This window comes from Methylobacterium endophyticum (assembly GCF_050591105.1).
Taxonomy (GTDB): domain Bacteria; phylum Pseudomonadota; class Alphaproteobacteria; order Rhizobiales; family Beijerinckiaceae; genus Methylobacterium.
Genome location: NZ_JBNHES010000014.1, coordinates 120,109 through 141,908, shown reverse-complemented (window position 1 = coordinate 141,908; position 21,800 = coordinate 120,109). Strand labels below are relative to the sequence as shown.

The 21,800-nt window shown below is 68.3% G+C and carries 23 protein-coding genes; 5 read left to right on the top strand and 18 right to left on the bottom strand.

The features are described from left to right. Positions 1-179 precede the first annotated feature (179 nt). Complete coding sequence (locus tag ACP56T_RS16110) at positions 180-572, bottom strand: response regulator (RefSeq protein ID WP_430913150.1); 393 nt, start codon at positions 570-572, stop codon at positions 180-182. Positions 573-895: 323 nt separating this feature from the next. Between ACP56T_RS16110 and ACP56T_RS16105 the strand changes: the two genes are divergently transcribed. Both ACP56T_RS16105 and ACP56T_RS16100 read left to right on the top strand, forming a co-directional pair. Beyond that, complete coding sequence (locus tag ACP56T_RS16105; RefSeq protein WP_430913149.1) at positions 896-1,690, top strand: class II glutamine amidotransferase; 795 nt, start codon at positions 896-898, stop codon at positions 1,688-1,690. Between the two features lie 123 nt (positions 1,691-1,813). After that, positions 1,814-3,247 carry an NAD-dependent succinate-semialdehyde dehydrogenase gene (locus tag ACP56T_RS16100; RefSeq protein ID WP_430913148.1) on the top strand — a complete coding sequence of 478 codons (1,434 nt, stop codon included), beginning with the start codon at positions 1,814-1,816 and terminating at the stop codon, positions 3,245-3,247. A gap of 7 nt (positions 3,248-3,254) precedes the next feature. Here the strand turns inward: ACP56T_RS16100 and ACP56T_RS16095 are convergent, their stop codons facing one another. The 14 genes from ACP56T_RS16095 to ACP56T_RS16030 form a co-directional block, all read right to left on the bottom strand. After that, positions 3,255-3,464: a SlyX family protein gene (locus ACP56T_RS16095; protein ID WP_430913147.1), complete on the bottom strand. Its 210-nt coding sequence runs from the start codon at positions 3,462-3,464 to the stop codon at positions 3,255-3,257. Then, positions 3,461-6,550, bottom strand: coding sequence for a DNA polymerase I (gene polA, locus ACP56T_RS16090; RefSeq protein ID WP_430913146.1), 3,090 nt, complete (start codon positions 6,548-6,550; stop codon positions 3,461-3,463). The genes ACP56T_RS16095 and polA overlap by 4 nt, the downstream gene beginning before the upstream one ends. Continuing rightward, positions 6,547-6,921, bottom strand: a complete 375-nt coding sequence (locus ACP56T_RS16085; RefSeq protein WP_430913145.1) for a HepT-like ribonuclease domain-containing protein — start codon at positions 6,919-6,921, stop codon at positions 6,547-6,549. The genes polA and ACP56T_RS16085 overlap by 4 nt, the downstream gene beginning before the upstream one ends. Beyond that, entirely contained in the window at positions 6,911-7,207 is a 297-nt protein-coding gene (locus ACP56T_RS16080) for a nucleotidyltransferase family protein (RefSeq protein WP_430913144.1), read from the bottom strand. The genes ACP56T_RS16085 and ACP56T_RS16080 overlap by 11 nt, the downstream gene beginning before the upstream one ends. 73 nt (positions 7,208-7,280) lie before the next feature. Continuing rightward, positions 7,281-8,747 (bottom strand): UdgX family uracil-DNA binding protein, encoded by a 1,467-nt coding sequence (locus ACP56T_RS16075; protein WP_430913143.1) that lies wholly within the window; start codon positions 8,745-8,747, stop codon positions 7,281-7,283. A gap of 2 nt (positions 8,748-8,749) precedes the next feature. Beyond that, positions 8,750-9,919 carry a putative DNA modification/repair radical SAM protein gene (locus ACP56T_RS16070; RefSeq protein ID WP_430913158.1) on the bottom strand — a complete coding sequence of 390 codons (1,170 nt, stop codon included), beginning with the start codon at positions 9,917-9,919 and terminating at the stop codon, positions 8,750-8,752. Positions 9,920-9,993: 74 nt separating this feature from the next. Continuing rightward, the gene (locus tag ACP56T_RS16065; protein ID WP_430913142.1) at positions 9,994-10,512 is read right to left on the bottom strand and encodes a hypothetical protein; all 519 of its coding nucleotides are present in this window, start codon (positions 10,510-10,512) and stop codon (positions 9,994-9,996) included. Then, complete coding sequence (locus tag ACP56T_RS16060) at positions 10,509-11,096, bottom strand: phage protein Gp27 family protein (protein ID WP_430913141.1); 588 nt, start codon at positions 11,094-11,096, stop codon at positions 10,509-10,511. Before ACP56T_RS16060 ends, ACP56T_RS16065 begins: the two co-directional genes overlap by 4 nt. A gap of 1 nt (position 11,097) precedes the next feature. Beyond that, positions 11,098-11,403: a VpaChn25_0724 family phage protein gene (locus ACP56T_RS16055; protein WP_430913140.1), complete on the bottom strand. Its 306-nt coding sequence runs from the start codon at positions 11,401-11,403 to the stop codon at positions 11,098-11,100. 117 nt (positions 11,404-11,520) lie between these two features. Continuing rightward, a complete protein-coding gene (locus ACP56T_RS16050) occupies positions 11,521-11,940 on the bottom strand; it encodes a hypothetical protein (protein WP_430913139.1) in 420 nt (139 codons plus the stop codon). Positions 11,941-12,664: 724 nt separating this feature from the next. Beyond that, the gene (locus ACP56T_RS16045) at positions 12,665-13,096 is read right to left on the bottom strand and encodes a regulatory protein GemA (RefSeq protein WP_430913138.1); all 432 of its coding nucleotides are present in this window, start codon (positions 13,094-13,096) and stop codon (positions 12,665-12,667) included. Next, the gene (locus tag ACP56T_RS16040) at positions 13,093-13,386 is read right to left on the bottom strand and encodes a hypothetical protein (RefSeq protein ID WP_430913137.1); all 294 of its coding nucleotides are present in this window, start codon (positions 13,384-13,386) and stop codon (positions 13,093-13,095) included. Before ACP56T_RS16040 ends, ACP56T_RS16045 begins: the two co-directional genes overlap by 4 nt. Before the next feature lie 11 nt (positions 13,387-13,397). Beyond that, positions 13,398-14,192, bottom strand: a complete 795-nt coding sequence (locus ACP56T_RS16035) for an AAA family ATPase (protein WP_430913136.1) — start codon at positions 14,190-14,192, stop codon at positions 13,398-13,400. 68 nt (positions 14,193-14,260) lie between these two features. After that, entirely contained in the window at positions 14,261-15,922 is a 1,662-nt protein-coding gene (locus ACP56T_RS16030) for a transposase domain-containing protein (protein ID WP_430913135.1), read from the bottom strand. A 523-nt stretch (positions 15,923-16,445) separates the two neighbouring features. On the opposite strand from ACP56T_RS16030, the gene ACP56T_RS16025 reads away from it, so the two are divergent. After that, a complete protein-coding gene (locus tag ACP56T_RS16025) occupies positions 16,446-17,063 on the top strand; it encodes a helix-turn-helix domain-containing protein (protein ID WP_430913134.1) in 618 nt (205 codons plus the stop codon). A gap of 171 nt (positions 17,064-17,234) precedes the next feature. On the opposite strand, the gene ACP56T_RS16020 is transcribed toward ACP56T_RS16025, so the two are convergent. The 3 genes from ACP56T_RS16020 to ACP56T_RS16010 form a co-directional block, all read right to left on the bottom strand. Beyond that, entirely contained in the window at positions 17,235-17,399 is a 165-nt protein-coding gene (locus ACP56T_RS16020) for a hypothetical protein (protein WP_430913159.1), read from the bottom strand. A gap of 104 nt (positions 17,400-17,503) precedes the next feature. Further along, positions 17,504-17,935, bottom strand: a complete 432-nt coding sequence (locus ACP56T_RS16015; RefSeq protein WP_430913133.1) for an OsmC family protein — start codon at positions 17,933-17,935, stop codon at positions 17,504-17,506. A gap of 105 nt (positions 17,936-18,040) precedes the next feature. Further along, positions 18,041-18,613, bottom strand: coding sequence for a regulatory protein RecX (locus ACP56T_RS16010; RefSeq protein WP_430913132.1), 573 nt, complete (start codon positions 18,611-18,613; stop codon positions 18,041-18,043). A gap of 95 nt (positions 18,614-18,708) precedes the next feature. Between ACP56T_RS16010 and ACP56T_RS16005 the strand changes: the two genes are divergently transcribed. Beyond that, positions 18,709-20,142: a TAXI family TRAP transporter solute-binding subunit gene (locus ACP56T_RS16005; RefSeq protein ID WP_430913157.1), complete on the top strand. Its 1,434-nt coding sequence runs from the start codon at positions 18,709-18,711 to the stop codon at positions 20,140-20,142. 258 nt (positions 20,143-20,400) lie between these two features. Continuing rightward, positions 20,401-21,693 carry an oxalate/formate MFS antiporter gene (gene oxlT, locus ACP56T_RS16000; RefSeq protein ID WP_472853156.1) on the top strand — a complete coding sequence of 431 codons (1,293 nt, stop codon included), beginning with the start codon at positions 20,401-20,403 and terminating at the stop codon, positions 21,691-21,693. Positions 21,694-21,800: the final 107 nt, after the last annotated feature.

Here is a 21,800-nt window from a genome sequence, read left to right as displayed (position 1 = left end):
CCGCCTCGCGCGCAACATCTTGGAGTCACACCCGTCCGACCTGCCCATCCGCAAGAAGATGAAGCACGCCGCGTGGAGCAAAGACTATCTCTTCAATCTCTTTACTCATGTGCGATAGCCCTGCCCAAAGGGGAGAGGGGGTGCCAAGCGACGCCGAACGCATGGACCCCGAAAAGGTCTCAGGCGGCGCGGGCCGCGAGGGCGGCATGCTCGGCCTGGACCAGCACGTCGATGGGCCGCCAGGGCTTCTGCATGAAGACCGCCCGCTCCGGCAGGCGCCCGTTGCGGCCGGTATCGTAGCCGGAGGTGACGACCACGCGGGTTTGCGGCCAGCGCCGTCCCACCGTCTCGGCGAGGGCGACCCCGTCCATGGGGCCGGACAGACGCACGTCCGAAAACAGCAGGGCCACCGTCAGGCCCGAGCGTTCGAGCACGGAGATCGCGGCTTCCGCGCTTTCGCAGGCGATGACGTCGAAATCGGTCTCCTCGAGCACGGCGGCGGCGAGGTTGCGGACGGCGTCGTCGTCCTCGACGACGAGGGCGACGGGGCTGTCGGACACGGTATCTCCCATGGTGCCTCCTTGGACCTTCTGTCTTGGGGGGAAACGCGGGGCGGAACGTGCTGGGCGCGTCTCGGGTGGCGGGACTGCGCCGGGCGAAGCAGCCGGCATCGTGCGCCGCATCGGGACGACGGGCAACCCGCCGCGGAATCCGCGATTCGCTCGTCATGCGGGCGGGCGGTGCCGTACGGCGCATCACGGAGCGCCGCTTTAACGAACTGTTCAGCATATCGGAGGGAATGTTAGGGTTCGTCGCGGCCGGCGGGCCGGTGGACCGCCGCTTGCTAGACCGTTGAGCGAACCGGACCGTTCCCAATCGGAGGTGTCGTCGGGCCATGTGCCGTTTCCTCGCCTATAGCGGTGAGCCGGTCTTCCTCTCGGACCTCGTCTGCGCGCCGAAGCACTCCCTCGTGCACCAGTCGCTCCATGCGGACGAGGGCAAGACCGAGACGAACGGGGACGGCTTCGGCATCGGCTGGTACGGCGAGCGGCCCGAGCCCGGCGTCTACCGGGACGTGTCGCCGGCCTGGTCCGACGAGAACCTGGTGAGCCTCTGCCGGCAGGTCCGCGCGCGCACCTTCTTCGCCCATGTGCGCGCCTCGACGGGCACGGCGACGGCCCGCTCCAACTGCCATCCCTTCGTCCACGGCCGGCACATGTTCATGCATAACGGCCAGATCGGCGGCTATCACCGCATCAAGCGGCGGCTGGAGGCCCTGATCCCGGATTCGCTCTACGATTCCCGCCGTGGGACCACCGATTCCGAGGCGATCTTCCTGCTCGCCATGGCCAACGGGCTGCTCTCCGATCCGGTGCGCGCCATGGCCGGCACGCTCGGCACCGTGCGCGACCTCATGAAGGGCGCCGGGATCACCGAGCCGCTGCGCTTCACGGCCCTGCTGACGGACGGCGACGAGCTCACCGCCTTCCGCTGGGCCTGCGACGGCCGCCCGCCGAGCCTGTACTACCGCGAGGACGAGGCGGGGCTCGTCGTCGTCTCCGAGCCCATCGACGGCTGCAAGGACGGCTGGACGGTGGTGCCCAAGGGCGGCACCCTGCGGGCGAGGCGCGGCGAGCGCGCCGTTCTCTCAGGCCCGCGCGAAACCGGGCGCGCCCGCATCGCCGCCTGATCCAGGCGCAGGGCCGACAGGAGCACTGCGCGGCCCGGACGGGCTTGCTCTTCGGCGCCCGCCTGCCACATCCCACCTTGCGCCGGCGAAGCGGCCGGCAGGACAGGGAGCGCGAGCGCGCCGATGTACCCGAACGTGGACCTTCACATCGCCGGCGCCTGGACGGCCGGCTCCGAGGGCGAGACCCTTCCCGTCCTGAACCCCGCCACCGGCGAGACCATCGGGCGCCATGCCGTCGCGAGCCGGGCCGATCTCGACCGCGCCCTGGAGGCGGCGGCGCGGGGCTTTTCCGCATGGCGCAAGGTGCCGGCCTTCGAGCGCGCCAAGGTGCTCCGCCGCGCCGCCGACCTGCTGCGCGAGCGTGCCGACGACATCGCCCACCTCATGACCCTGGAGCAGGGCAAGCCGCTGGCCGAATCGCGCCTGGAGACGCTGGTCGCCGCCGACGTGACCGATTGGTTCGCGGAAGAGGGCAAGCGCGCCTATGGCCGTGTCATCCCGGCCCGGTCCGACGGCGTGACGCAGCTCGTGCTGCGCGAGCCGGTGGGGCCGGTGGCCTGCTTCACGCCGTGGAACTTCCCGATCAACCAGGCGGTGCGCAAGATCGCCGCCGCGCTCTGCACCGGCTGCTCCGTGATCCTGAAGGGGCCCGAGGACACTCCGGCTTCCTGCGCCGCGCTGGTGCGGGCCTATCTCGACGCGGGCGTGCCCGGCGACGTGCTCTCGCTCGTCTATGGCGACCCGGCGACGATCTCTTCGTATCTGATCCCGCACCCCGTCATCCGAAAGATCTCGTTCACGGGCTCGACTGCGGTGGGCAAGCAGCTCGCGGCCTTGGCCGGCAGCCACATGAAGCGGGCGACCATGGAGCTCGGCGGCCACGCGCCGGCCATCGTCTACGGCGACGCCGATGTCGAGAAGGCGGTGCAGGTGCTCGGCGCCAACAAGTTCCGCAATGCCGGTCAGGTCTGCGTCGCGCCGACCCGGATGCTCGTTCATGACAGCGTCTTCGATCGCTTCGTCGACGGCTTCACCACCCTGGCCAAGGGGCTGAAGGTCGGCGACGGGCTCGATCCCGACACCAGGATGGGTCCGCTCATCCATGACCGCCGGCTCGATGCCATGGAGGCGTTCACCGCCGATGCTCTCGCCTCCGGCGCGACCCTGCGCACGGGCGGCAAGCGAATCGGCAACCGGGGCAACTTCTTCGAGCCCACGGTCTTCACCGAGGTGCCGCTCAGCGCGCGCATGATGAACGAGGAGCCCTTCGGCCCCGTCGCGCTGATCCAGCGCTTCTCCGACGACGAGGAGGCGCTAATGGAGGCTAACCGTCTGCCCTACGGGCTCGCCGCCTATGCCTACACCCGCTCGGCCGAGCGGGCGGCGAAGACCGCCGCGCGGGTCGAGAGCGGGATGCTCGGCATCAACCACCACGGCATCGCGCTCCCCGAGACGCCCTTCGGCGGCGTCAAGGAATCCGGCTACGGCAGCGAGGGCGGCGCCGAGGCGCTGGAGGCGTATCTCGCCACGAAGTTCGTCAGCCAGGCGAGCTTCTGAGGGGCGCTCAATAATGCGGCGGAGGCGGTTCAGGCAGGCGCGGATCGCCCCGCTCGCCGGCCGTCTCCACCTGCTCGCGCAGCGCCTCCATCTGCCGCGTGAGCCGGTCGATCACCCGCCACTGCGCGGTGATGGTGGCGTTGAGATCCTCGATCACCGCCTCCTGCTCGGTGAGGCGGGTTTCGAGGCGGGTGAGGCGGATCTCCGCGTCGCTCAATGCGCCTCCTCCCAATTCCCCGCCGCTTGCGCCTCCACCACCAGCGGCACTTCGAGCCTCAGCACCGGTGAGGGCGCCTCGACCATCACGCGCTTGATGACCGGGAGCGCCCGCTCGACCTGATCCTCCGGCGCCTCGAAGACGAGCTCGTCGTGGACCTGCAAGAGCATGCGCACGTCGAGCTTTTCCGCCGCCAGCGCGCCTTCCATGCGGGCCATGGCGCGGCGGATGATGTCGGCGGCCGAGCCCTGGATCGGGGCGTTGATGGCCTGCCGCTCCACCGCCGCGCGCTCGTTGGGGTTGCCGGAGCGGATCTGCGGATAGTGGCAGACGCGCCCGAACAGCGTCGTCACGTAGCCCTTGTCGCGGCAGAGCTTCTTCGTGTCCTCGATATAGGTGCGGATGCCGGGGAAGCGCTCGAAATACTGCTTGATGAAGGCCGACGCCTCCTCGCGCCCGATGCCGAGCCGGTCGGCCAGGCCGAAGGCCGAGATCCCGTAGATGATGCCGAAATTGATGGTCTTCGCCCGCCGCCGCAGGTCGCTCGTCATCTCCGAGAGCGGCACGCCGAACATCGCCGAGGCGGTGGCCGCGTGGATGTCGACGCCGTCCGCGAAGGCCTGGCGCAATTGCGGGATGTCGGCGATATGGGCGAGGATGCGCAGCTCGATCTGGCTGTAATCGGCCGAGATCAGCCGGTTTCCTTCAGCGGCCACGAAGGCCTTGCGGATGCGCCGGCCCTCCTCCGTGCGCACGGGGATGTTCTGGAGGTTCGGCTCCGACGAGGAGAGGCGCCCCGTGGTGGTGGCGGCGAGCGAGAACGAGGTGTGGATGCGCTGCGTCTCCCGGTCGGCGTGCTCTTGCAGCGAGTCCGTGTAGGTCGATTTCAACTTGGCGAGCTGGCGCCATTCCAGGATCTTCTTCGGCAGTTCATGCCCGGCCTGGGCGAGTTCCTCGAGCAACGTCGCGGGGGTAGCCCATTGGCCGGAGGGCGTCTTCTTGGCGCCGGGCAGGCCCATCTTGCCGAAGAGGATGTCGCCGATCTGCTTGGGGGACGAGACCTGGAATGTCTCGCCCGCATCCTCCTGGATCTCTTCCTCCAGACGCACCAACGTCTGCGAGAAATCGCCGGATAGCCGGCTTAGCATGTCGCGGTCGACGCGGATGCCGTGCCGCTCCATGCGCGCGATCACCGGCAGCAGCGGCCGTTCCAGCGTCTCGTAGACGGTGACGCGATGCTCGGCGGCGAGGCGCGGCTTCATCATCCGCCACAGGCGCAGGGTCACGTCGGCATCCTCGGCCGCGTAGGCCGTGGCCTTGTCGAGCGGCACCTTGTCGAAGGTGATCTTGGCCCGGCCCGTGCCGGTGACGTCCGAGAAGGTGATCGGCTGGTGCCCGAGATGGCGTTTCGAGAGCTCGTCCATGCCGTGCCCGCCATTGCCCGCGTCGAGCACGTAGGAGATCAGCATGGTGTCGTCGAACGGCGCGATCGCGATGCCGTGGCGGGCGAGCACGACCCAATCGTATTTGAGGTTCTGCCCGATCTTGAGGACGCCCGGATGCTCCAGCAGGGGCTTGAGCAGCGCGATCGCCTCGTCGACCCCGATCTGGCCCGCGACCGGGCGATAGGTGCCGACCACGGTCTTGGCGTCGCCGAAGAGGTCGGCCGCCTCCGACGCTTCCTCGGGCTCGAGGTGACGCAGCGGGATATAGGCCGCCCGGCCGGGCGCCACCGCCAGGGAGACGCCGACGAGGCCCGCGTGATGCGCGTCGAGCGCATCGGTCTCCGTGTCGACGGCGACGATTCCCGCATCGATCGCGTCTGCGATCCAGGCCGCGAGCCGCTCCGGCGTGGCGATGGTCTCGTAGGCGGCGGTATCGAAGGGCTTCGTCGCCTCCGCCGCGCGCTCCGCCACGAGATTTCCGGGGCCTGGCTCGGCGGGGCGTCTGGGAGCGGCCGCTTCCTCGGGCAGGCCGAGATCGGCGAAGGGGTCGGCCTGTGCGCCGGCCTCGCCGGGCGCGCTCTCGCCGTCCGGGAAGGGCGCGTCCGCCTCGGTCGCGGTGCTGGCGGCCTGGAGGGCCGGGCTCGGCTTCACCGCCTCGGGGTCGACATGCAGCATCGCGGCGATGCGGCGCGTCAGGGTGTTGAACTCCATGGCCTTGAGGAAGCCGACGAGCCGCTCCGGGTCGGGCTTGGGCAGGCGCAGCGCGTCGAGGTCGACGGGCAGCGGCACGTCCTCCACCAGGGCGACGAGCCGGCGCGAGAGGCGGGCCTGGTCGATGCTGGCGAGCAGGGTCTCGCGGCGCTTCGGCTGCTTGATCTCGCCGGCGCGTTCGAGAAGGTCTTCGAGGCTGCCATATTCCTTGATGAGCGCGGCCGCCGTCTTCAGCCCGATGCCGGGGACGCCGGGCACGTTGTCGGAGGTGTCGCCGATCAGAGCCAGGGCGTCGCCGATCTGCTCGGGTTCCAGCCCCTCCCATTTGGCGACGATGGCGTCGCGGTCGAGGTTGCGCTCGGGCCGGTAGCCCGGCTTGCCCTTGAGGCCGGATTCGAAGTCGTAGAAGCGCACCAGCGGCCCCACGAGCTGCATCAGGTCCTTGTCGGAGGAGACGATGATGACGCCCGCCCCCCGCGCCTCGGCCTGCCGGGAATAGGTGGCGATGAGGTCGTCCGCCTCGTAGCGCTCCAGCTCGATGGCATGCAGGCCGAAGGCGCGCACGGCCTCGCGCATCAGCGGCATCTGGCGCTTGAGGTCGTCCGGCGCGTCGGGGCGGTGGCCCTTGTAGTCGGGGAAGATCTCCTTGCGGAACGAGCCTTCCGACTTGTCGAAGACGATGCCGAGATGGGTCGGCTTCACACCCGCCGCGCCGTCCTGCACGAACTGGGCGATCTTGGTGCAGAACAACCGCACCGCGCCCGTGGGCAGGCCGTCCGAGGGGCGGAAATTGTACTTGTCGCCCTCCTTGGTGTTCATCGACTGGAAATAGGCGCGGAAGATGAACGACGAGCCGTCGACCAGGATGACCTGATCGCCGGGGCCGACGGGCGTATCGGAAGCGGCGGCTTGAGTCTGCGTGTCGGTCATGGGGTGTCTGTGTCGCGGGAGCCGGGTTGCGTGCCCGCTGCGAGTTCGGCGCGGCAGACGGCGAGGATCTCCGCCATCCTTTCCTCCACCGTGCGCCAGATGAGAAGGGGCGAGACGTTCTCGTAGCGGTGCCGGTAGACGTTTCCCGCATCCGCGATCTGCCGCCAAGGGATGTGGGGATGGCGTGTCCGGGTTCCGTCGTCCACCCGCCGGCTGGCCTCGGAGATGATCTCGAGGCAGCGCGTCACGGCGTAGAGGGTTCGCCGGTCCGCCTCGAACTCCGTGAAGGACATCCCGGCCACGAAACTCCGGGCGGCCTCGGCATTCTCGACGATGCCGAGCAAGGCGCGGCGCCCGCGCTCAGAAAGCATGGATCGCGTCGCGCTCCGCGCCCTCGCGGACATGGGCCGTCAGCGCATCCCTGTTCGCGACGTCGACCACCACCGGAAACAGGTCGCCGATATAGGCGATCAGGCCGGTGTAGTCGTAGACGTCCCGCACCCTGTCCTGATCGATCTCCACCAGGATATCGATGTCGCTCTGCGGCGCGTTCTCGCCGCGGGCCGTCGAGCCGAACAGCGCGGCGTGCCGAACCCCGCGGTCGCGGAGATCGGCCTGGTGCCGGCGCAGGATCGCGATGACGTCGCTCGGGCTCATCGGGGCATGTTAAGGCAACTCGCCGTGCCCCTGAAGGGCTCCTCCGCATGAGAGGTGGGCGAAATCCCACGTCTCACGCCGCCAGTTCCCGCCCGAGCGCCGCCACCCGCCGCAGGTCGTCGACGAAGGCGGCGTAGGCTTCCGCCTTGGCCTCGTCCGGCAGGCGCAGCAGGTAGGAGGGGTGGACGGTGATGAAGCCCTGGAAGCGGGTCCCGCCTCCCTCCCGGTTCGGCCGGTCGAAGCGGAAGGGGCCTCGGGCGCGGGTGATCGGGATCTGCTTGCCCGTCAGCGCCAGCACGGCGGTGGCGCCCAGCGCGACCACGAGCTTCGGCCCGACGAGATCGAGCTCCCGGTCGAGCCACCAGCGGTAGTGGCCGACCTCGCCGGCGGTGGGTTTCTGGTGGATGCGGCGCTTGCCCCGCTCCTCGAACTTGAAATGCTTCACCGCGTTCGTGAGATAGGCCGCGCTTCGGTCGATGCCGGCCTCCTCCAGGGCGCGGGTGAGCAGCATGCCGGCCGGGCCGACGAAGGGGCGCCCTTGGCGGTCCTCCTGGTCGCCCGGCTGCTCGCCGACGAAGGCGAGCGTCGCGCCCAAAGGGCCCTCGCCGAGGACGGCCTGGGTCGCGCCGGGAACCAGCGGATCGGCGCGCCGGATGACGGCGTTCAGCGCGTCGAGCGTCTGCGGCTCCTGATCGGCCATCGCGGCCACCGCCTTGGCGGGATCGCGCTTCGCGGACATGACGGGCTCCCTCTCGATCATCTGCGCGGTCCGCCCCGCCGCCGCGCGCACCAGGGCGGGGATCGCGGCGGTCTCGGGCATGTTGTGCCAGTACTTGCGCGGCATCTCGGCCTTCATGGCGCGCAGGTTGGTGCGGGCCGGGTTGAAGGTGCTCTCGTAATAATCCAGCCAGCCGGCCTCGAAGCCGTCGCCCTCCGGCACCTCGGCGCGCCGCCCCGGCGGCCCGAAGGCGAGCTCGGCACCGTCCCAATGCACCGAGCCGTCCGGTGTCAGGATCGACCAGCGCAGGCCGCGGAAGCGGTCCACGAAGAACTCCGCCGCCTGCGCGAGGATGTGATGGTCCGGCTCGAACCAGGCCGCGAACCGCTCGGGCTCCCCCGCGATCCGGCGGAAGCGCAGGAAGGCGTGCATCTTGTGAAGGTCGCGCGCCACCGCCTTGCGCAGCAAGCCGAGGCGGTGGACCAGGGGATCGCTCGCCACCTCGCAGAGCGCGCGCTCGCCGTTGAGGACGCGCCAGACCAGGGCGTGGAGCAGGGCGTAGCGCTCGGGGTCGCGGTGCTGCACCACCATGGGGATCAGGGCCGCGACGGGCCGGGGCAGGCGCAGCGGCGCGGCCTCTCGCGGTTCCGCGATCGCGGGAAACAGGCCCGGCGCATCCGCGACCGTCCAGGCCACGGCGTCCGGCGCGACGGCCTCCGTGATCAGCCCGCGCAGGGCGGCGCGAAAGCCCGGCAGGTCGGCGCCCGGCGCCAGCGATACCGTTCGTCGCGTTCTCTCGGACAGGGCTTCGGCGGCGTCCATGGCTAGAACAGGCTCAGTTGCCGGGCCGGCTCGGCGAGCCGGGCGCGCAGGTCCAGGCGGTCCGTCAGCTGGGCCGGGCTGTGGTCGGCGGCGATCAGGAAGGGGCGGGCGCGCTTCAGGGCCGAGGTCAGGCGGCCGATATCGGCGAGCCGCAGGGTGGCGTGGCGGCGGGCGGCGACGATCCGGTCGACGGCTCGCGCCCCGAGCCCCGGCACGCGCAGCAGCATCTCCCGCGCGCCCCGGTTCACGTCGACGGGAAAGCGGTCGCGGTGGCTGAGCGCCCAGGCGAGCTTGGGGTCGATGTCGAGGGGGAACATGCCGCCCTCGGCCGCCTCCGCCACGTCGTCGGCGGAGAAGCCGTAATACCGGAGCAGCCAGTCGGCCTGATAGAGCCGGTGCTCGCGCCGGAGGGGAGGGGGCTTCAGGGGCAGCAGGGCCGCGCCGTCGGGGATCGGGCTGAAGGCGGAATAATAGACGCGCTTCAGTCCGACGCTGCCGTAGAGATGGGCGCTCTTGGCGATCAGCGCCGTGTCGGTGGTGGCGTCCGCCCCGACGATCACCTGCGTCGACTGCCCGGCCGGCGAGAATCGCCGTTTCTCGGCCTTCGCCTGCGCGATCCGCTCGCCGATCTGGCCCATGGCCGCCTGGATGGTGGCGCCCGATTTCTCCGGCGCGAGGCGGGCCAGGCTCGCCTCGGTCGGCAGCTCGACATTGATCGAGAGCCGGTCCGCGTAGAGCCCGGCCTGCTCGATCAGCCAGGGGCTCGCCTCGGGGATCGATTTCAGGTGGATGTAGCCGCGAAAGCCGTGGTCGCGCCGGAGCGAGCGCGCCACCCGCATCAGCAGCTCCATGGTGTGGTCGGGCGAGCGCACGATGCCGGAGGAGAGAAAAAGCCCCTCGATGTAGTTGCGCTTGTAGAACTCCACCGTGAGGGTGACGACCTCCTCGACGGTGAAGCGCGCGCGCGGCACGTTCGAGGAGCGCCGGTTGACGCAATAGGCGCAGTCGAACAGGCACCAGTTGGTCAAGAGGATCTTGAGGAGCGAGACGCAGCGCCCGTCCGGCGTGTAGGCGTGGCAGATGCCGGCGCCTGTGGTCGAGCCGAGCCCGTGTCTGTAGACACATGGTTTGTCCTCTCCGGACAGATGGTTTGTCCGCGTGACACCGCGGATCACCCACCCGTACCCCGAATGGGCGCGTCCCTGTACGGACCTCCGCGGCGTGCCGCGAATACTTGCCGCTCCCTTCACGTGGTGCGGCCGAGCCGCGCCCAATAGCGCTGGATCGTGCTCTTGCCCGGCGTCCTGTCCGCGCCGAACCGCTCCCGGCAGAGGGTGTGGGTGTCCTTCAGAAGGCGCTGGCCCAAGCATTCGGCCAGGAACGCTGCCACCGCCGGATCGTGGTCGATGCGGCAGCGCGGATTGGCCAGCAAGCGGGCTGGTGTCACGTCCAGCACCGCGAGACGGCGCTTGCAGTCCAACAGCTCAGCGTAGAGCGTGGTCGGGATCGTCACCACCTCGACACCAAAGATGACCGCTGCCGGCGATGGCAAGGCCGGCTCGGGCATGTACGGCCCTGGCGGTGTCCGGGAGCCCCGAAGCGTCCGGTACTCCCCAGCATCCACGATCACGACCTCGGCCCGTCCGATGCGGACGTAAGCCGGGAGGCCGTGTGCTTGGACCGTGCCTGCCTCGCCCCCCGGCGCGTTCATCAAGGCCTCTTCAAAGCCCGTCGAAGCTGAGCCGCCGCTCTCTCTGCCGGTCATGGCCGCTCCCGCGCCGGGAGCGTGATCCCGAACAACTGCGCCTTGATCATGCTGACGGTATCGGCCGAAATGCCCTTCTCACGTGCCGCCACCGTGAGGGCCTTGTCCGCCTGCTTTGCGAGTTGCGCTGCAATCTCGGCCTCAAGCTTCTGCCGGTGCTCCGTCGAGGTTTTCTGCGCTGTGACCACGGCCTGATAGGCGCGCGACAGCTCCATAGCCTGTTTGGGCGACTTGTTCTCGTCGCCCTCCTCGACAAGCTCGATGATAAGCGTCTTCAGGAACTCCCCAAGCTGCATGGTCGAGCGCCCCACGTCAGCCGGGTCGAGCTCGTCCGCCATGCTGTCATACAGTGCCCTGGCATTGTGCATCCGGCGCTGTGCGGCGGCGACGCGCACGGCCTGTTTGTTGAAGGCCGTGCTCTTGATCCCCTCGATGCCCTTGGCCGCGAGGCGGTCGTTGAATTCGAGGCGGATGTCTTCCTGTGTGCGCTTGCGCTGCCCCAATTCGCGCATCGCCCAGACGACATCATCCTCTGCCGCCTCGGGCAGAAGGTCGAAAGCGTTGAGGCGTCCCCGGCCGGCCATGTCAGGCCCCCAGCGGCGGTTGCTTGATGCCTTCGACCCGGCCCTTGCGCAGGATGTGGTCCACGCCGGCCGCAGTGATCTGCGCGATCAGCACCGTGTCCATCTCATTAAGCCTGATTGCGCCCACGTCTTCCATCTTGCGCAGTTGGGTACGCACCCAATCACGCGAGCGGAAATGCCCATAGGCTTCGAGGAACTGCGCGCACAGGAGGTCGTTCAGATGCCCGTCGTTCTGCTGATAAAGCATCGTCAGTAGGCAGAGACGCGCGTCCTCTTCGACGTGGCGGGTGATAGTCTGACTGGTCACGATACCTCTCTCGCCTTTGGCTGGTGAACGTGCCGCGCCGGCACGGTTGCGGTGGAGCTCGTGGAACGGGCCGGGCGCGGGACGAGGACGGCGGTGGTCGCCGCGAGCATGGGCGCATCAGCCCGGCCTTCGGCCGCCGCCCCGGCACGCGACGAAACGGTGAACCGAAGACTTCCCAGGCACGCGGTCCGCCCCGAACCGCTCGATGGCCGCGAGCCGGACCTTGTCCACGTCCTCTGTCGCGATCCGTTCGAGGATGAAGGCCCGGACCTCAGGGTCCTTGTCGAGGCGGAACAGCCGCTTTGGGCAGCCCGGCGCGCCGAGGTGGAAGACGGCATCCTGTAGAGCGAGCAGCGCCCGATACTCGCCCGCATCGGCCAGGACGACGTTGCGCCCGTCGATATGCGTGAAGGCCGGGAGCGGGACGCCCTGTGCCCAGGGAGGCATACCCCAGTCGGGACCGCCGTGCTCGACTTCAGGAATGTCGCCTTCGCTTCCCATCGCGTCACCGCCATCATCCGGAACAGGGGCGGACAATGCGGGATCTGGCGTTTCGGCAAGAGGGTGAACCGCGTCACCCCTGCCGATTGCCTCGCGTTCTGGTAGCGCGCGCCCGCGAGGTTGAGGAAGGACAGCCGCCGGGAGGCCGTGACCCCTCCTACCCTCAAAAGGCAGCGCCCCGAGTTCGGCCGGCGACGCCGCACCATACGCCCGCCGGGGCGCGGCACAACCCGCCAGGGGCGGGCTTCGAGGGTGTGCCTGCCCGTAGGCACGGAGCGCTCCGCTTCGACCAGCGCCGGGCCTGTCGAGCCCAGGTGCGGGGTGTCTCTCACAGATGCCTCAGGAAGGCCCGCGCCGGCTTTGCCGGGGTTCGGGTGCCGGAAGTTCTTGAAGATGAAATTGAAGCACCTGAGGCGATCCCAGGGGCATTCCAGGAGCGAGGGTGCAAGCGGGTGGATACGGCATGGGTGTTCCGCAGGCTGGCCCTCGCCTTTTATTATTCCTGGATTGAAGATGACGGCGGACACTGTGCTGAACTTCCTGGCCCAAACCCCGCTGATACGTCGGATTATAGTTGACATCCTGCGGAAATGGAAGGACTATTTAGCGTGGCACTTCAAGTGATTTGCCTGCCGTACCGGCTGTTTGACATCGTGAATTCTGTTGGGGTGAGCGGCTAGCGGCTGCATCGCACGTGAAAAAGCCCGCCTCGATCTCTCGGGCGGGCTTGAATGCTTCGCGTTCCGTTGTGCGCTGCCGCTCATCCGACCTTTCTCTGTTTCGGCTTGCGGCTGCCTCTGCCTGTCATGGACCGCAAGGCCGTGATCGCTTGCTGCGCCCCTCCCGCCGTGAGGAAGCGCAGGGCCGAGACCTTGAAGCTGGCGTCGAGCCAGCGGTTCAGGGCCGCTTCGTCCTCGACGCCGCTCCACTCCCGATGCAGGCCCCGGATGAGCGCGACCTGCTTCGGCGAGGCCATGCCGGGGCGGTTGCCGTAGCTGCGCCGCATCCACGTCGAGCGGAAGCCGAAGGCGTTGAAGTAGGCCATGACGGCCTCAAACCCGGCCTCATCCAGGTCCTTCGCGCTGGCCGCGCCCCCACCGTGATGGTGGAGCACGGCCCGGTACTGCGCTTCGTCCAGGCCGAGCTGCCGCCGCGCGACTTGCACGACAGCGACGCGCTTGGGAGAGATCATATCAGCGCCTCCTCTATGAGAACGGTTCCTTCCAGGCCGTGGAAGGCCCAGGACCGGAGCGCCACCAAGGGCCCGGTGTCCGGCTGGTCGGACGCCGCGATGGCGGCGAGCATGATCCGCAGATCGGAGAGCAGCGTGTCGAGGTCGATGCCGACGCTCGACGTGCGCTGAAGGGGCGGCCCTCCGTCCGGATCGCCGTCCACCCGGCGAACCACGATCGTGAGGCTGCAATTGTCGCTGCCGGGCGGCTTCGGTGCCAGGCTGTAGCGAAAGCGGGCGTCGCGTCCCATGCCGGCCTCCCTCACTTCGCCAACGCGCCGCTGAGTTCGGCCCACGCCTGCCGGACGTGGGCCTCCTTCAGCGGGATATCGTCGGAGGCCGCGTAGACGACGGCGTTGCGCAGGGCCGCCACGACCCGGCGCAGGCCGGTCTTGTGGGTCGCGTGCTGGCGCAGGAATGCGCGCACCTTTGCGTCCGTGATCCCGCACTGCGCCAGGATCGCGTCAACGTCGGCCTCGGCCGGGCTGGTGATGCGCAGGGGCGAACTGATGCGTCCGTCGAGCTGCGGCAGCTTCGCCACCTTCTCCATCAGGTCGGTATGGCCGACGAAGGCGACGCCGAGCGGATGGCCCAGGTTGGCGACGGCATCGAAGATGCCGCGCACGGTCTCGAAGCCGTCTCTGGTCAGATGCTGCGCCTCGTCGCAGATGAGTAGGCCGCCCGAGCGGGCCAGCGCGTACTCGATCTCCGAGCCAAGCAGGTCGGGCTGGCGCGGCATGGTGTAGAAGCCCAGCGCCCGCCCGATCTGGCAGAGCACCCCATAGGTGGTACGGGTGTAGCTGGTGAACTGGCAGTGCCAGACGGTGTGCCGTCCCTGTGCGTAGCGCTGGCAGGCCGTGGTCTTGCCGACTCCGGGCACGCCCGCGATCGCCGTCATGCGGCTGGTGCGGTGGGCTTCGTCCAGCGCGCCGAGGATGCGCGCCGAGGTCGGCGTCTCGGCGAAGCTGTCGATCCTGTCGAGGATGCTCTTCAGGTCAGGCAGGCCGTCGTCCGGTTGCGCGTTCGAGGGCGAATTATTAACCATTTGCTCGTTCATTGATGCCGTCCAGCTTCGATGGACACAAAGGGGTCGGGGGTGGTCTCAAGCACCCTCGGCCCCGCTCCTCACCCGGCCTTCGAGAGGCCGAGCTTCTCCCGGCCCAAGGCCAGCCGCCGGTAATCGGGGCCGTCCGTGTTGAGCGGTTCGGGATCCTGTTGCCCCAGGGCGGCGCGAGCGGCGGCCAGCTTGGCCGGGTCGCGCTTGGGGAAGGCCGGCGCGTCGGCGCTGCGGGCGCGACGGTTCGGCGTGATCTGGATGACGGAAGCCTCGGGCGGGCTCGCGGGAACGGGTGACGCCTCGACGGCCGCGGCAATGATGCCCGCCTCGATCTCGTCCATGCGGGCGTACTGGCGGGCGGCGTGCTTGGTCGCCCGGTTCGCCTCGCGCCGGGCGCGGGCATGGTGCTTGGCGGCCTCGACCGAATTGAAGGCTCCGGCCTCGATCCGCTCGACATCGCCAGTAATGCGGCGGCCCTCGACCGTCTCCGCGACGATTGCCGCTGAGAAGTCGTTCTCGTCGTAGCGCACCACGATGGGCTCGCCGGGATGGCGGTATGCGTAGTCTTGAAGCGCCGCATGGAAGTAGCGGTGCGGACGCGGCATCGTGCCGAGGAATACAGTTCCGTCAGCCTTGGGCGTGACGCGCTTGGCCGAGTAGAAGAACAGCCGTCGCTGCTCGGCCGTGAGCTTGCGGACGGCGCGCGTCTTCAAGCTCTTTTCGAACACCGCCAAGTGCGATGTCTGGTACGCGACGGTGGAGCGGCGGTCCGCGCGTGTGTTGTAGTGCTCGACGGCCTTCGTCAGCACCTCCACGAAGGTCGCGAGCGGCACGGCCTTCTCGCTGTAGTTGGCAGGCTTCTCCGTGGGCGAGCGGCCGGTATAGGCCCCGGCGCAGGCGGGATCTTTCTCCGAGCGTTCCTTCAGCTCGGCAAACGCGCGCTCGATCAGCTTCGCCCGGCCGTTGCGCGGGCGCGTGAAGCTTACGTTGACGCCGAGGCATGGCAGCAGGCCGGGCAGTTCGTCGGGGCGGAGAGTGAAGCGGAAGCGCCCCGTGGTGCCGCCCGTGGTCGCCTTGTTGGCGGCGGCCCGCGTGTTGTCGAAGCGGACCTGATCCGGCAGGCCGTAGTGCTCGAAGGCTCGGCACATCACCCGCCGGTAGGACTGGCCGCTCTCGGTTTCTGTGACCTCCCATGCCAGGATGGCGTTGCTGGCCTCGTCCTGAACGACGGTCACGACAGGGCGCAGGATGCGCGCGTCGGGAAGCTGCACCCGCAGGTCCCAGATGCGGCTATCCATGTTGAGCCCGTCGAGAGCGCGCATGCCAGACCGGTCGCGCTCCTGATGCGGGTAGAGCGCGTCCAGGGCCTCATTGCCCTCGCGGAGGTAGACCTTCTGCGCGGCCGGGAGGTCGTTGAAACGGCGTTGAAGGGTCTTCAAAGAGGGGACCGGCCCCCAGCCGCCAGCCGCCGCAGCCTTGCGGACGCGCTCGTAGCAGGCTTGGGCCTGAGGCTGCTCAACCCGGCCGTAATCCGCGAAGAACCGATTGAGGACGCGCGGGTCTACCTCGTCCGGCTCCCGGCCCTTGTAGGCCGGCAGCAGGGCGGCCAGCCACTCGTCCGCCGGCCTACCGCTGACCTTTTGCCAGTACCGCTTGAGGGTGCGGCACTCGACTTCGCGCTCTACGGCAACGGCAGCAAGGCAGGCACCAAGCGTACGGCCGTCTTCCAAGTGTGCCTTGACGGCCAGGACCAGAGGCAGTCGGCGGCGCGCTTCCTCTTGGACCGAGGGAGGCGCGCACGCGAAAAGTCGCAACAAATCATCGCCAGTATTCGGCCTTGAAGGCGCATCCAGGCATCCAAGCGCTTGGCGTACTGCGATTGGAAGCGTCTCTGGAAAGTACAGGTTGCCGGACTGCCCTCCCTTTACGCGACCTTCATCACATCGAGCGCCCAATACAGCGAGGCGTCGGATCAAGCTGCTCTTGTGTGAGGGAAGATTAACCCTCGGAGCAATTTCTCTGATTTGTGAGAGCGGGATCATCAGATCGCAACACCTCGCTCTCCGAGGTAGGAGCGGATCTCAGCACGTATCTCTTGGGCCCTTGGCCCTTCCCAGGACCCAAAACAGGCCGCACGCACGTTCTGATGGTGGTACTTCCGCTCGCGGCACCAGCGGTTGAGGCTGCCGCCGAGGCCGACAAACCCCGCCAAGGCCGCACGATAAAATTGCGGGCCGGGCTCAGGGATGCTACGTGTTTGCGAAGAAGCCATGTGACAATGGTATATGCAAACGCGATGGTGTCAACGTGTCTGCGAAAGTGACGCTCGATGTCGATGGCATTCTCAGCCGCATCTCTGATGCCGTAGGGGCTGAGAACGACCACCAGCTTGCGATGGCCACTGGAACTGCGCAGACCACCATATCCACGTGGCGCAGCAAGCAGCGCGTCCCCTATGATCTATGTGTCAAAGTATCCCAGGAAAAAAACGTTCATATTGCCTGGATATTATTCGGAGAAGAGGGTATATACCCCCAATCATCCGATGATGAATATGGACTTATTGATATCAACTTCTACGGCTTTTGCTGGGATGCAGCGGAAAAGGTCTGCCAGATTGATCCGACTTTAGAGCCAAAGCTTACTGCTTTGATGATATACAACAGTCTTTGGCCAAAACTTTCTGCGGAACATTCGAAATCTGGCAAGCTTACACGGTCTCAGGCGGTGCTCGCGTATAGCGTTTTTGAAGATCTTGGCATGTTCGATTGGGAGAAATACGCCCGCGAACTTCGTGAAAAGCTGGATGCGTATCCCAGCGTTGGGGTTGCGCCGACCAGCCGCAAGCCGTCGCGTCGGTCCCGCAAGTAGGCTGCCATCTCCCAGCGGTGTGCGCACGCGCGTTAGGTGTGCGCGAAATGCCGGCACGGCACCCCTAAAAATCAATGACTTAGGGCGGCCCTGACGCGAAAGGTGTGCGCGTCAACTGCACCGCGCTTGCGTAGGACAAACCATCTGTCCTGCCGCTCCTAAACATTTCAGTCACTTAGCGCGCACACCTGGGCCAAAACATTTGTCCCCCCACAGCCCGTCCTTGCCGGCGACGCGCTTCGGCGCCCCCGAGGAGGAGCAGGAGGCGTCGTACTTGGCGGCATCCGCGAGGATGCGCAGCTTCTTGGAGAGAGTCTCGTCCATCGAACGAAACAAGAACATCGATCCGCCCGGATGGCAAGGCGGGGTCGGTCCGAATGGTGAACGCCGATTGCCGCAGGCCGCTCCCTGCGCGTGGGGGAGCGGCCCGCGACGGCGCCTCAGCCCTGCTTCAGCGTCGCCTTGAGGGTGATCTCGGCGTTGAGGAGCTTCGAGATCGGGCAGTTCTTCTCCGCCGCATGCGCCAGCTCGTCGAACGTCGCCTGGTCGATGTCCGGGATGCTGGCGGTGAGCGTCAGGGCGGACTTGCTGACCTTGAAGCCGGCGCCCTCCTTGTCGAGGGTGACGATCGATTCCGTGGTCATCTCGGTGGCGGCGAACCCGGCTTCCTGAAGCTGGAAGGCGAGCGCCATGGTGAAGCAGCCGGCATGGGCTGCCGCGATCAGCTCCTCCGGGTTGGTGCCCGGCTTGTCCTCGAAGCGGGTGTTGAAGCCGTAGGGCTGGTCCTTCAGCACGCCCGATTGCGTGGTGAGATGCCCGGTGCCGGACTTGCCGTTGCCCTGCCAGACGGCGTGGGCCTTGCGGTCGATCATGGAAATCCTCGTCGGTTCGGCGGCCCCGCCAAGGGAAAGCGCGGAGCGTCGGCCGTCGCGCGGTGACGTGGAGCGCGGCCGGGCGAAATCCAGCGCCGTGCCGCGTCAGCCGTCGATGTCCGTATCGACGATGTCGCGGGCGAGGTCGTAGCGGAAGCCGGCGCGGGCGAGGGCCGCGAGATCGCGCTCGCGATGGGCCTGCCGGGTCTCGGGAGGCCGGTGCGGGCCGAGGCGGCGGCGACGGGCATAGGCGCGGGCCGCATCGATCTCGGCGTCTTCGGGATTGTTCTGCGCGCCCTCGGCCTGCATGGCGGCCTCGACCACCTCGCGCGGGACGCCCTTGGCCGCGAGCTTGGCCGAAGCGCCCCGCGCCGACGCCCCCCGTCGCCGCAGGGTCGCGAGCCGGGCCGCGGCGAAGCGGGCGTCGTCCACGAGCCCGCCGGCCACCGCCTTGCCCACCACCGCGTCGATCATCTCCTCGAACGCGGCCGGCTCCTCGCCGCGCGCCTGCGCCCGTTTCGTCGCCCGCCGCCGGAGGGTCCGCCGCAGCATCTCGGTGGAGGCGCTGTAGCGCTCCAGGTAATGGAGCGCCGCGCGCTCGAGATAGGCCGCCGTCACCGGCGGGGTCGGCCGCCGGCTATGATTCGGCGCGGAGCTTGCAACGATCGGGTCCTTCATCGGTTCTTCACGATCTCGACAGGATTTCGGTCCATGCCGTCATCATGGAACGCGCGCAACGGAAGGGACGCCGGCATGCCGGGGTGCGGGTGGTGCTGAGGCGGGAATGGCTTCTCGTTCTGCTCGCCCTGGCGCTCGCGGGAGCGGCTGCCGGGGTCGTCTACCTGTCGCGCCCGACCACGCTCACCGTCGCCGTCGGCCCGCGCGACGGACCCGAGGCGAGCCTCATCGAGGCTTACGGCAACGCGCTCGCCCGAGGCCGCGAGGATGTCCGGCTCAGGATCGTCCCCTATGACGACGTGCGCGACAGCGCCGAGGCGATGCAGGCCGGCAAGGCCGATCTCGCCGTGGTGCGCCCCGACGTCTTCCTCCCCGACAACGGCCTGACGCTCGCGATCCTGCACGACGAGGCGCTCGTCATCGCCTCGCCCGATGCCGCCGACATCGACAGCTTCTCCGACCTCGCCCGCAAGCGGCTCGGCATCGTGGTGCGCCACAGCGCGGACCTTCCGTTCCTCTCGAACCTGCTCTCCTTCTACGACTTCTCGCCCGTGCAGGGGGAGGCCGCGCCGTCGCCCTCCAGCCAGTTCCCGCAGGGGCAGGTGGTGCTGGTGCCGCTCAAGGTCGGCGACGTGACGGCGGCGGTCGCCGAGAAGCGCGTCGACGCGGTGGCCGTCATCGCCAATCCCGGCTCGAAGGCCGCCGCCGCCACGGTGCGCGCGGTGGAGCTCGGCTCGCCGGACAAGAAGATCAGCCTCGTCTCGGTGCCGGACGGCGAGGCGATCCTCCAGCGCTTTCCGGAGCTGCAATCCGTCACCATCCCCGCCGGCACCTTCGGTGGGCGGCCCAAGCGGCCGGAGGAGGACGTGAAGACGGTGGGCGCCTCCTACCGGCTGATGGCGCGGGGCGCCGTGAGCCGGGTGGCGGTAGCCTCCGCCACGCAGCACCTGTTCGAATGGCGCTCGAAGCTCGCCTCGATCGCGCCGATCGCCAAGCTGATGAAGGCGCCTGAGTTCGACACCACCGTCGCGGCGACCTCGGCGCGGCTTCCCAACCACCCCGGCGCGGTGGACTATTTCGAGCGCGAGCAGCAGACCTTCCTCGACCGCTACGAGGACTACATCTACCTGTTCGCCTTCTTCGGCGGCACCATCGGCTCGGGCATCGCCTGGATCGGGCAGCGCCTCGCCCGCCAGCGCCGCGAGCGCATCGACGTGGTGCTCGACAGGCTGGTCGAGCTGATGCGCGAGGTCCGGCAGGCGAAGACCAAGGCCGATCTCGACGCGGTCGCCGTCGAGAGCGACGACCTCGTCGCCGACGTGGTGCACTACGCCCGCGAGCGCACCATCGACCACCGGACCCTCAGCGCCCTGATCCTCGCCATCGACGCGGTCCACGCCGCGATCCTCGACGGGCGCCGGCAGCTCGGCCCGGACGAGCCCCCCCTGGAGCGCGGCGGCGAGACGCCGGCCCGCGCCCGAGCCCGCACGGCGCGGCTCCTCGCCATGCGCGTCACCGCCGCCGAGTGAGCGGAACACGGCGGGGCGGATGAACGGACGAGCCTTCGCCCGTAATCCCGCCGCGCCTCCAAATCGGCGAAAAATATTCCGATTGCCAAATTTATAGGTATTCCGAATAATATATTTGCTCGCCGATACAGGTTTGCGCGCCGCCATGCGCGTCTGCCTATGCTTCCGCATGGTCGTCGGGCGCCGATAACGAACCAAGTCCGCAAGAAGACTGGTTCTCGACATCGCCGCGCCAACGTGCCGGCAGAGGAGACGCTCGTGACAACCATCGCCGCCGCGCGCGCGGACGCGCGACCCGCCACAGGGCGCTGGGTGCAGCTTGCACTCGGCATCGCCTGCATGGTCGCCGCCGCCAACATCCAATATGCCTGGACCCTGTTCGTCCCCGAGATCCAGAAGACCTTCGGCTGGGAGCGCGCCGCGATCCAGGTCGCGTTCACGATCTTCGTCGTCTCGCAGACCTGGCTGACCCCTGTCGCCGGCTATCTCGTCGACCGCTTCGGCCCGAACAAGATCACCATGTTCGGCGGCGTGATGACCGGTCTCGCCTGGGTGGTGAACTCCTACGCCACCTCGCTCTCGGGCTTCTATTTCGGCTCGGTCCTCGGCGGCATCGGCGTCGGCTGCGTCTACGCCTGCTGCATCAACAACGCCCTGAAATGGTTCCCGGATCGCCGCGGCCTCGCGGTCGGCCTGACCGCCGGCGGCTACGGTGCCGGCTCGGCGCTGACCATCCTGCCGATCGCCAACATGATCGCCGGGGGCGGCTTCCAGCAGGCGTTCTTCACCTTCGGCCTGATCCAGGGCGCGGTGATCCTGCTCGTCGCGATCGGCATGCGCGCGCCTGCCGAGGGCGAGGTGAAGTTCTCCCAGACGGTTCTGCAATCGCGTCGCGACTACACCCTGCCCGAGGCGCTGCGCACCAAGGTGTTCTGGGTGATGCTGCTGATGTTCACCTGCACCGTCACCGGCGGTCTGATGGCGGTGGCGCAGCTCGGCGTCATCGCGCAGGACCTCGGCGTGAAGAACTTCCAGGTGAACCTGTACTTCTTCGCCATGGCCGCGCTGCCCTTCGCCCTGATGCTCGACCGCATCCTGAACGGCGTCTCCCGTCCGCTCTTCGGCTGGGTGTCGGACCGGATCGGCCGCGAGAAAACGATGTTCATCGCCTTCTCGCTGGAGGGCATCGGCATCGTGGCGCTCGGCACCTTCGGCCACAACCCCTGGGCCTTCGTGATCCTGTCGGGCATCGTGTTCCTGGCCTGGGGCGAGGTCTACTCGCTGTTCTCCGCGACGGCGGCGGACACCTTCGGCTCGAAGCACATCGGCAAGATCTACGGCGTGCTCTACACCGCCAAGGGTGTCGCCGCCCTGCTGGTGCCGATCGGCAACCTGCTGATGCAGGCCACCGGTACCTGGTCGAGCGTGCTCTACACCGTGGCCTGCATGGACATCTTCGCCGCGATCCTCGCGATCACCGTGCTGCGGCCGATGCTCGTCAGGCACCACGCCTCGAACGGCCAGACGATGGCGACGGGCGGCGGCCACTGAAACCCGCCTCTCCCCTCCCGACCTCCCACGAGGCCGGGAGGGGGCCGTCGCGAGATCACGAGGCCGGCGCCCGCCTGTGCGGGTGCCGGCCTCGCCGCATCGGAACG

Coding starts and splice junctions, on each gene's coding strand:
- ACP56T_RS16045 (WP_430913138.1), bottom strand. CDS start 13,096: ATGATCTCTCCCAAGCGCGTCGCTGTCGTGCAAGTCGCGCGGCGGCAG.
- ACP56T_RS16085 (WP_430913145.1), bottom strand. CDS start 6,921: ATGCTTTCTGAGCGCGGGCGCCGCGCCTTGCTCGGCATCGTCGAGAAT.
- ACP56T_RS16110 (WP_430913150.1), bottom strand. CDS start 572: ATGGGAGATACCGTGTCCGACAGCCCCGTCGCCCTCGTCGTCGAGGAC.
- ACP56T_RS16100 (WP_430913148.1), top strand. CDS start 1,814: ATGTACCCGAACGTGGACCTTCACATCGCCGGCGCCTGGACGGCCGGC.
- ACP56T_RS16105 (WP_430913149.1), top strand. CDS start 896: ATGTGCCGTTTCCTCGCCTATAGCGGTGAGCCGGTCTTCCTCTCGGAC.
- ACP56T_RS16075 (WP_430913143.1), bottom strand. CDS start 8,747: ATGGACGCCGCCGAAGCCCTGTCCGAGAGAACGCGACGAACGGTATCG.
- ACP56T_RS16010 (WP_430913132.1), bottom strand. CDS start 18,613: ATGAAGGACCCGATCGTTGCAAGCTCCGCGCCGAATCATAGCCGGCGG.
- ACP56T_RS16060 (WP_430913141.1), bottom strand. CDS start 11,096: ATGGCCGGCCGGGGACGCCTCAACGCTTTCGACCTTCTGCCCGAGGCG.
- polA (WP_430913146.1), bottom strand. CDS start 6,550: ATGACCGACACGCAGACTCAAGCCGCCGCTTCCGATACGCCCGTCGGC.
- ACP56T_RS16065 (WP_430913142.1), bottom strand. CDS start 10,512: ATGACCGGCAGAGAGAGCGGCGGCTCAGCTTCGACGGGCTTTGAAGAG.
- ACP56T_RS16015 (WP_430913133.1), bottom strand. CDS start 17,935: ATGATCGACCGCAAGGCCCACGCCGTCTGGCAGGGCAACGGCAAGTCC.
- ACP56T_RS16080 (WP_430913144.1), bottom strand. CDS start 7,207: ATGAGCCCGAGCGACGTCATCGCGATCCTGCGCCGGCACCAGGCCGAT.
- ACP56T_RS16040 (WP_430913137.1), bottom strand. CDS start 13,386: ATGGGACGCGACGCCCGCTTTCGCTACAGCCTGGCACCGAAGCCGCCC.
- ACP56T_RS16035 (WP_430913136.1), bottom strand. CDS start 14,192: ATGAACGAGCAAATGGTTAATAATTCGCCCTCGAACGCGCAACCGGAC.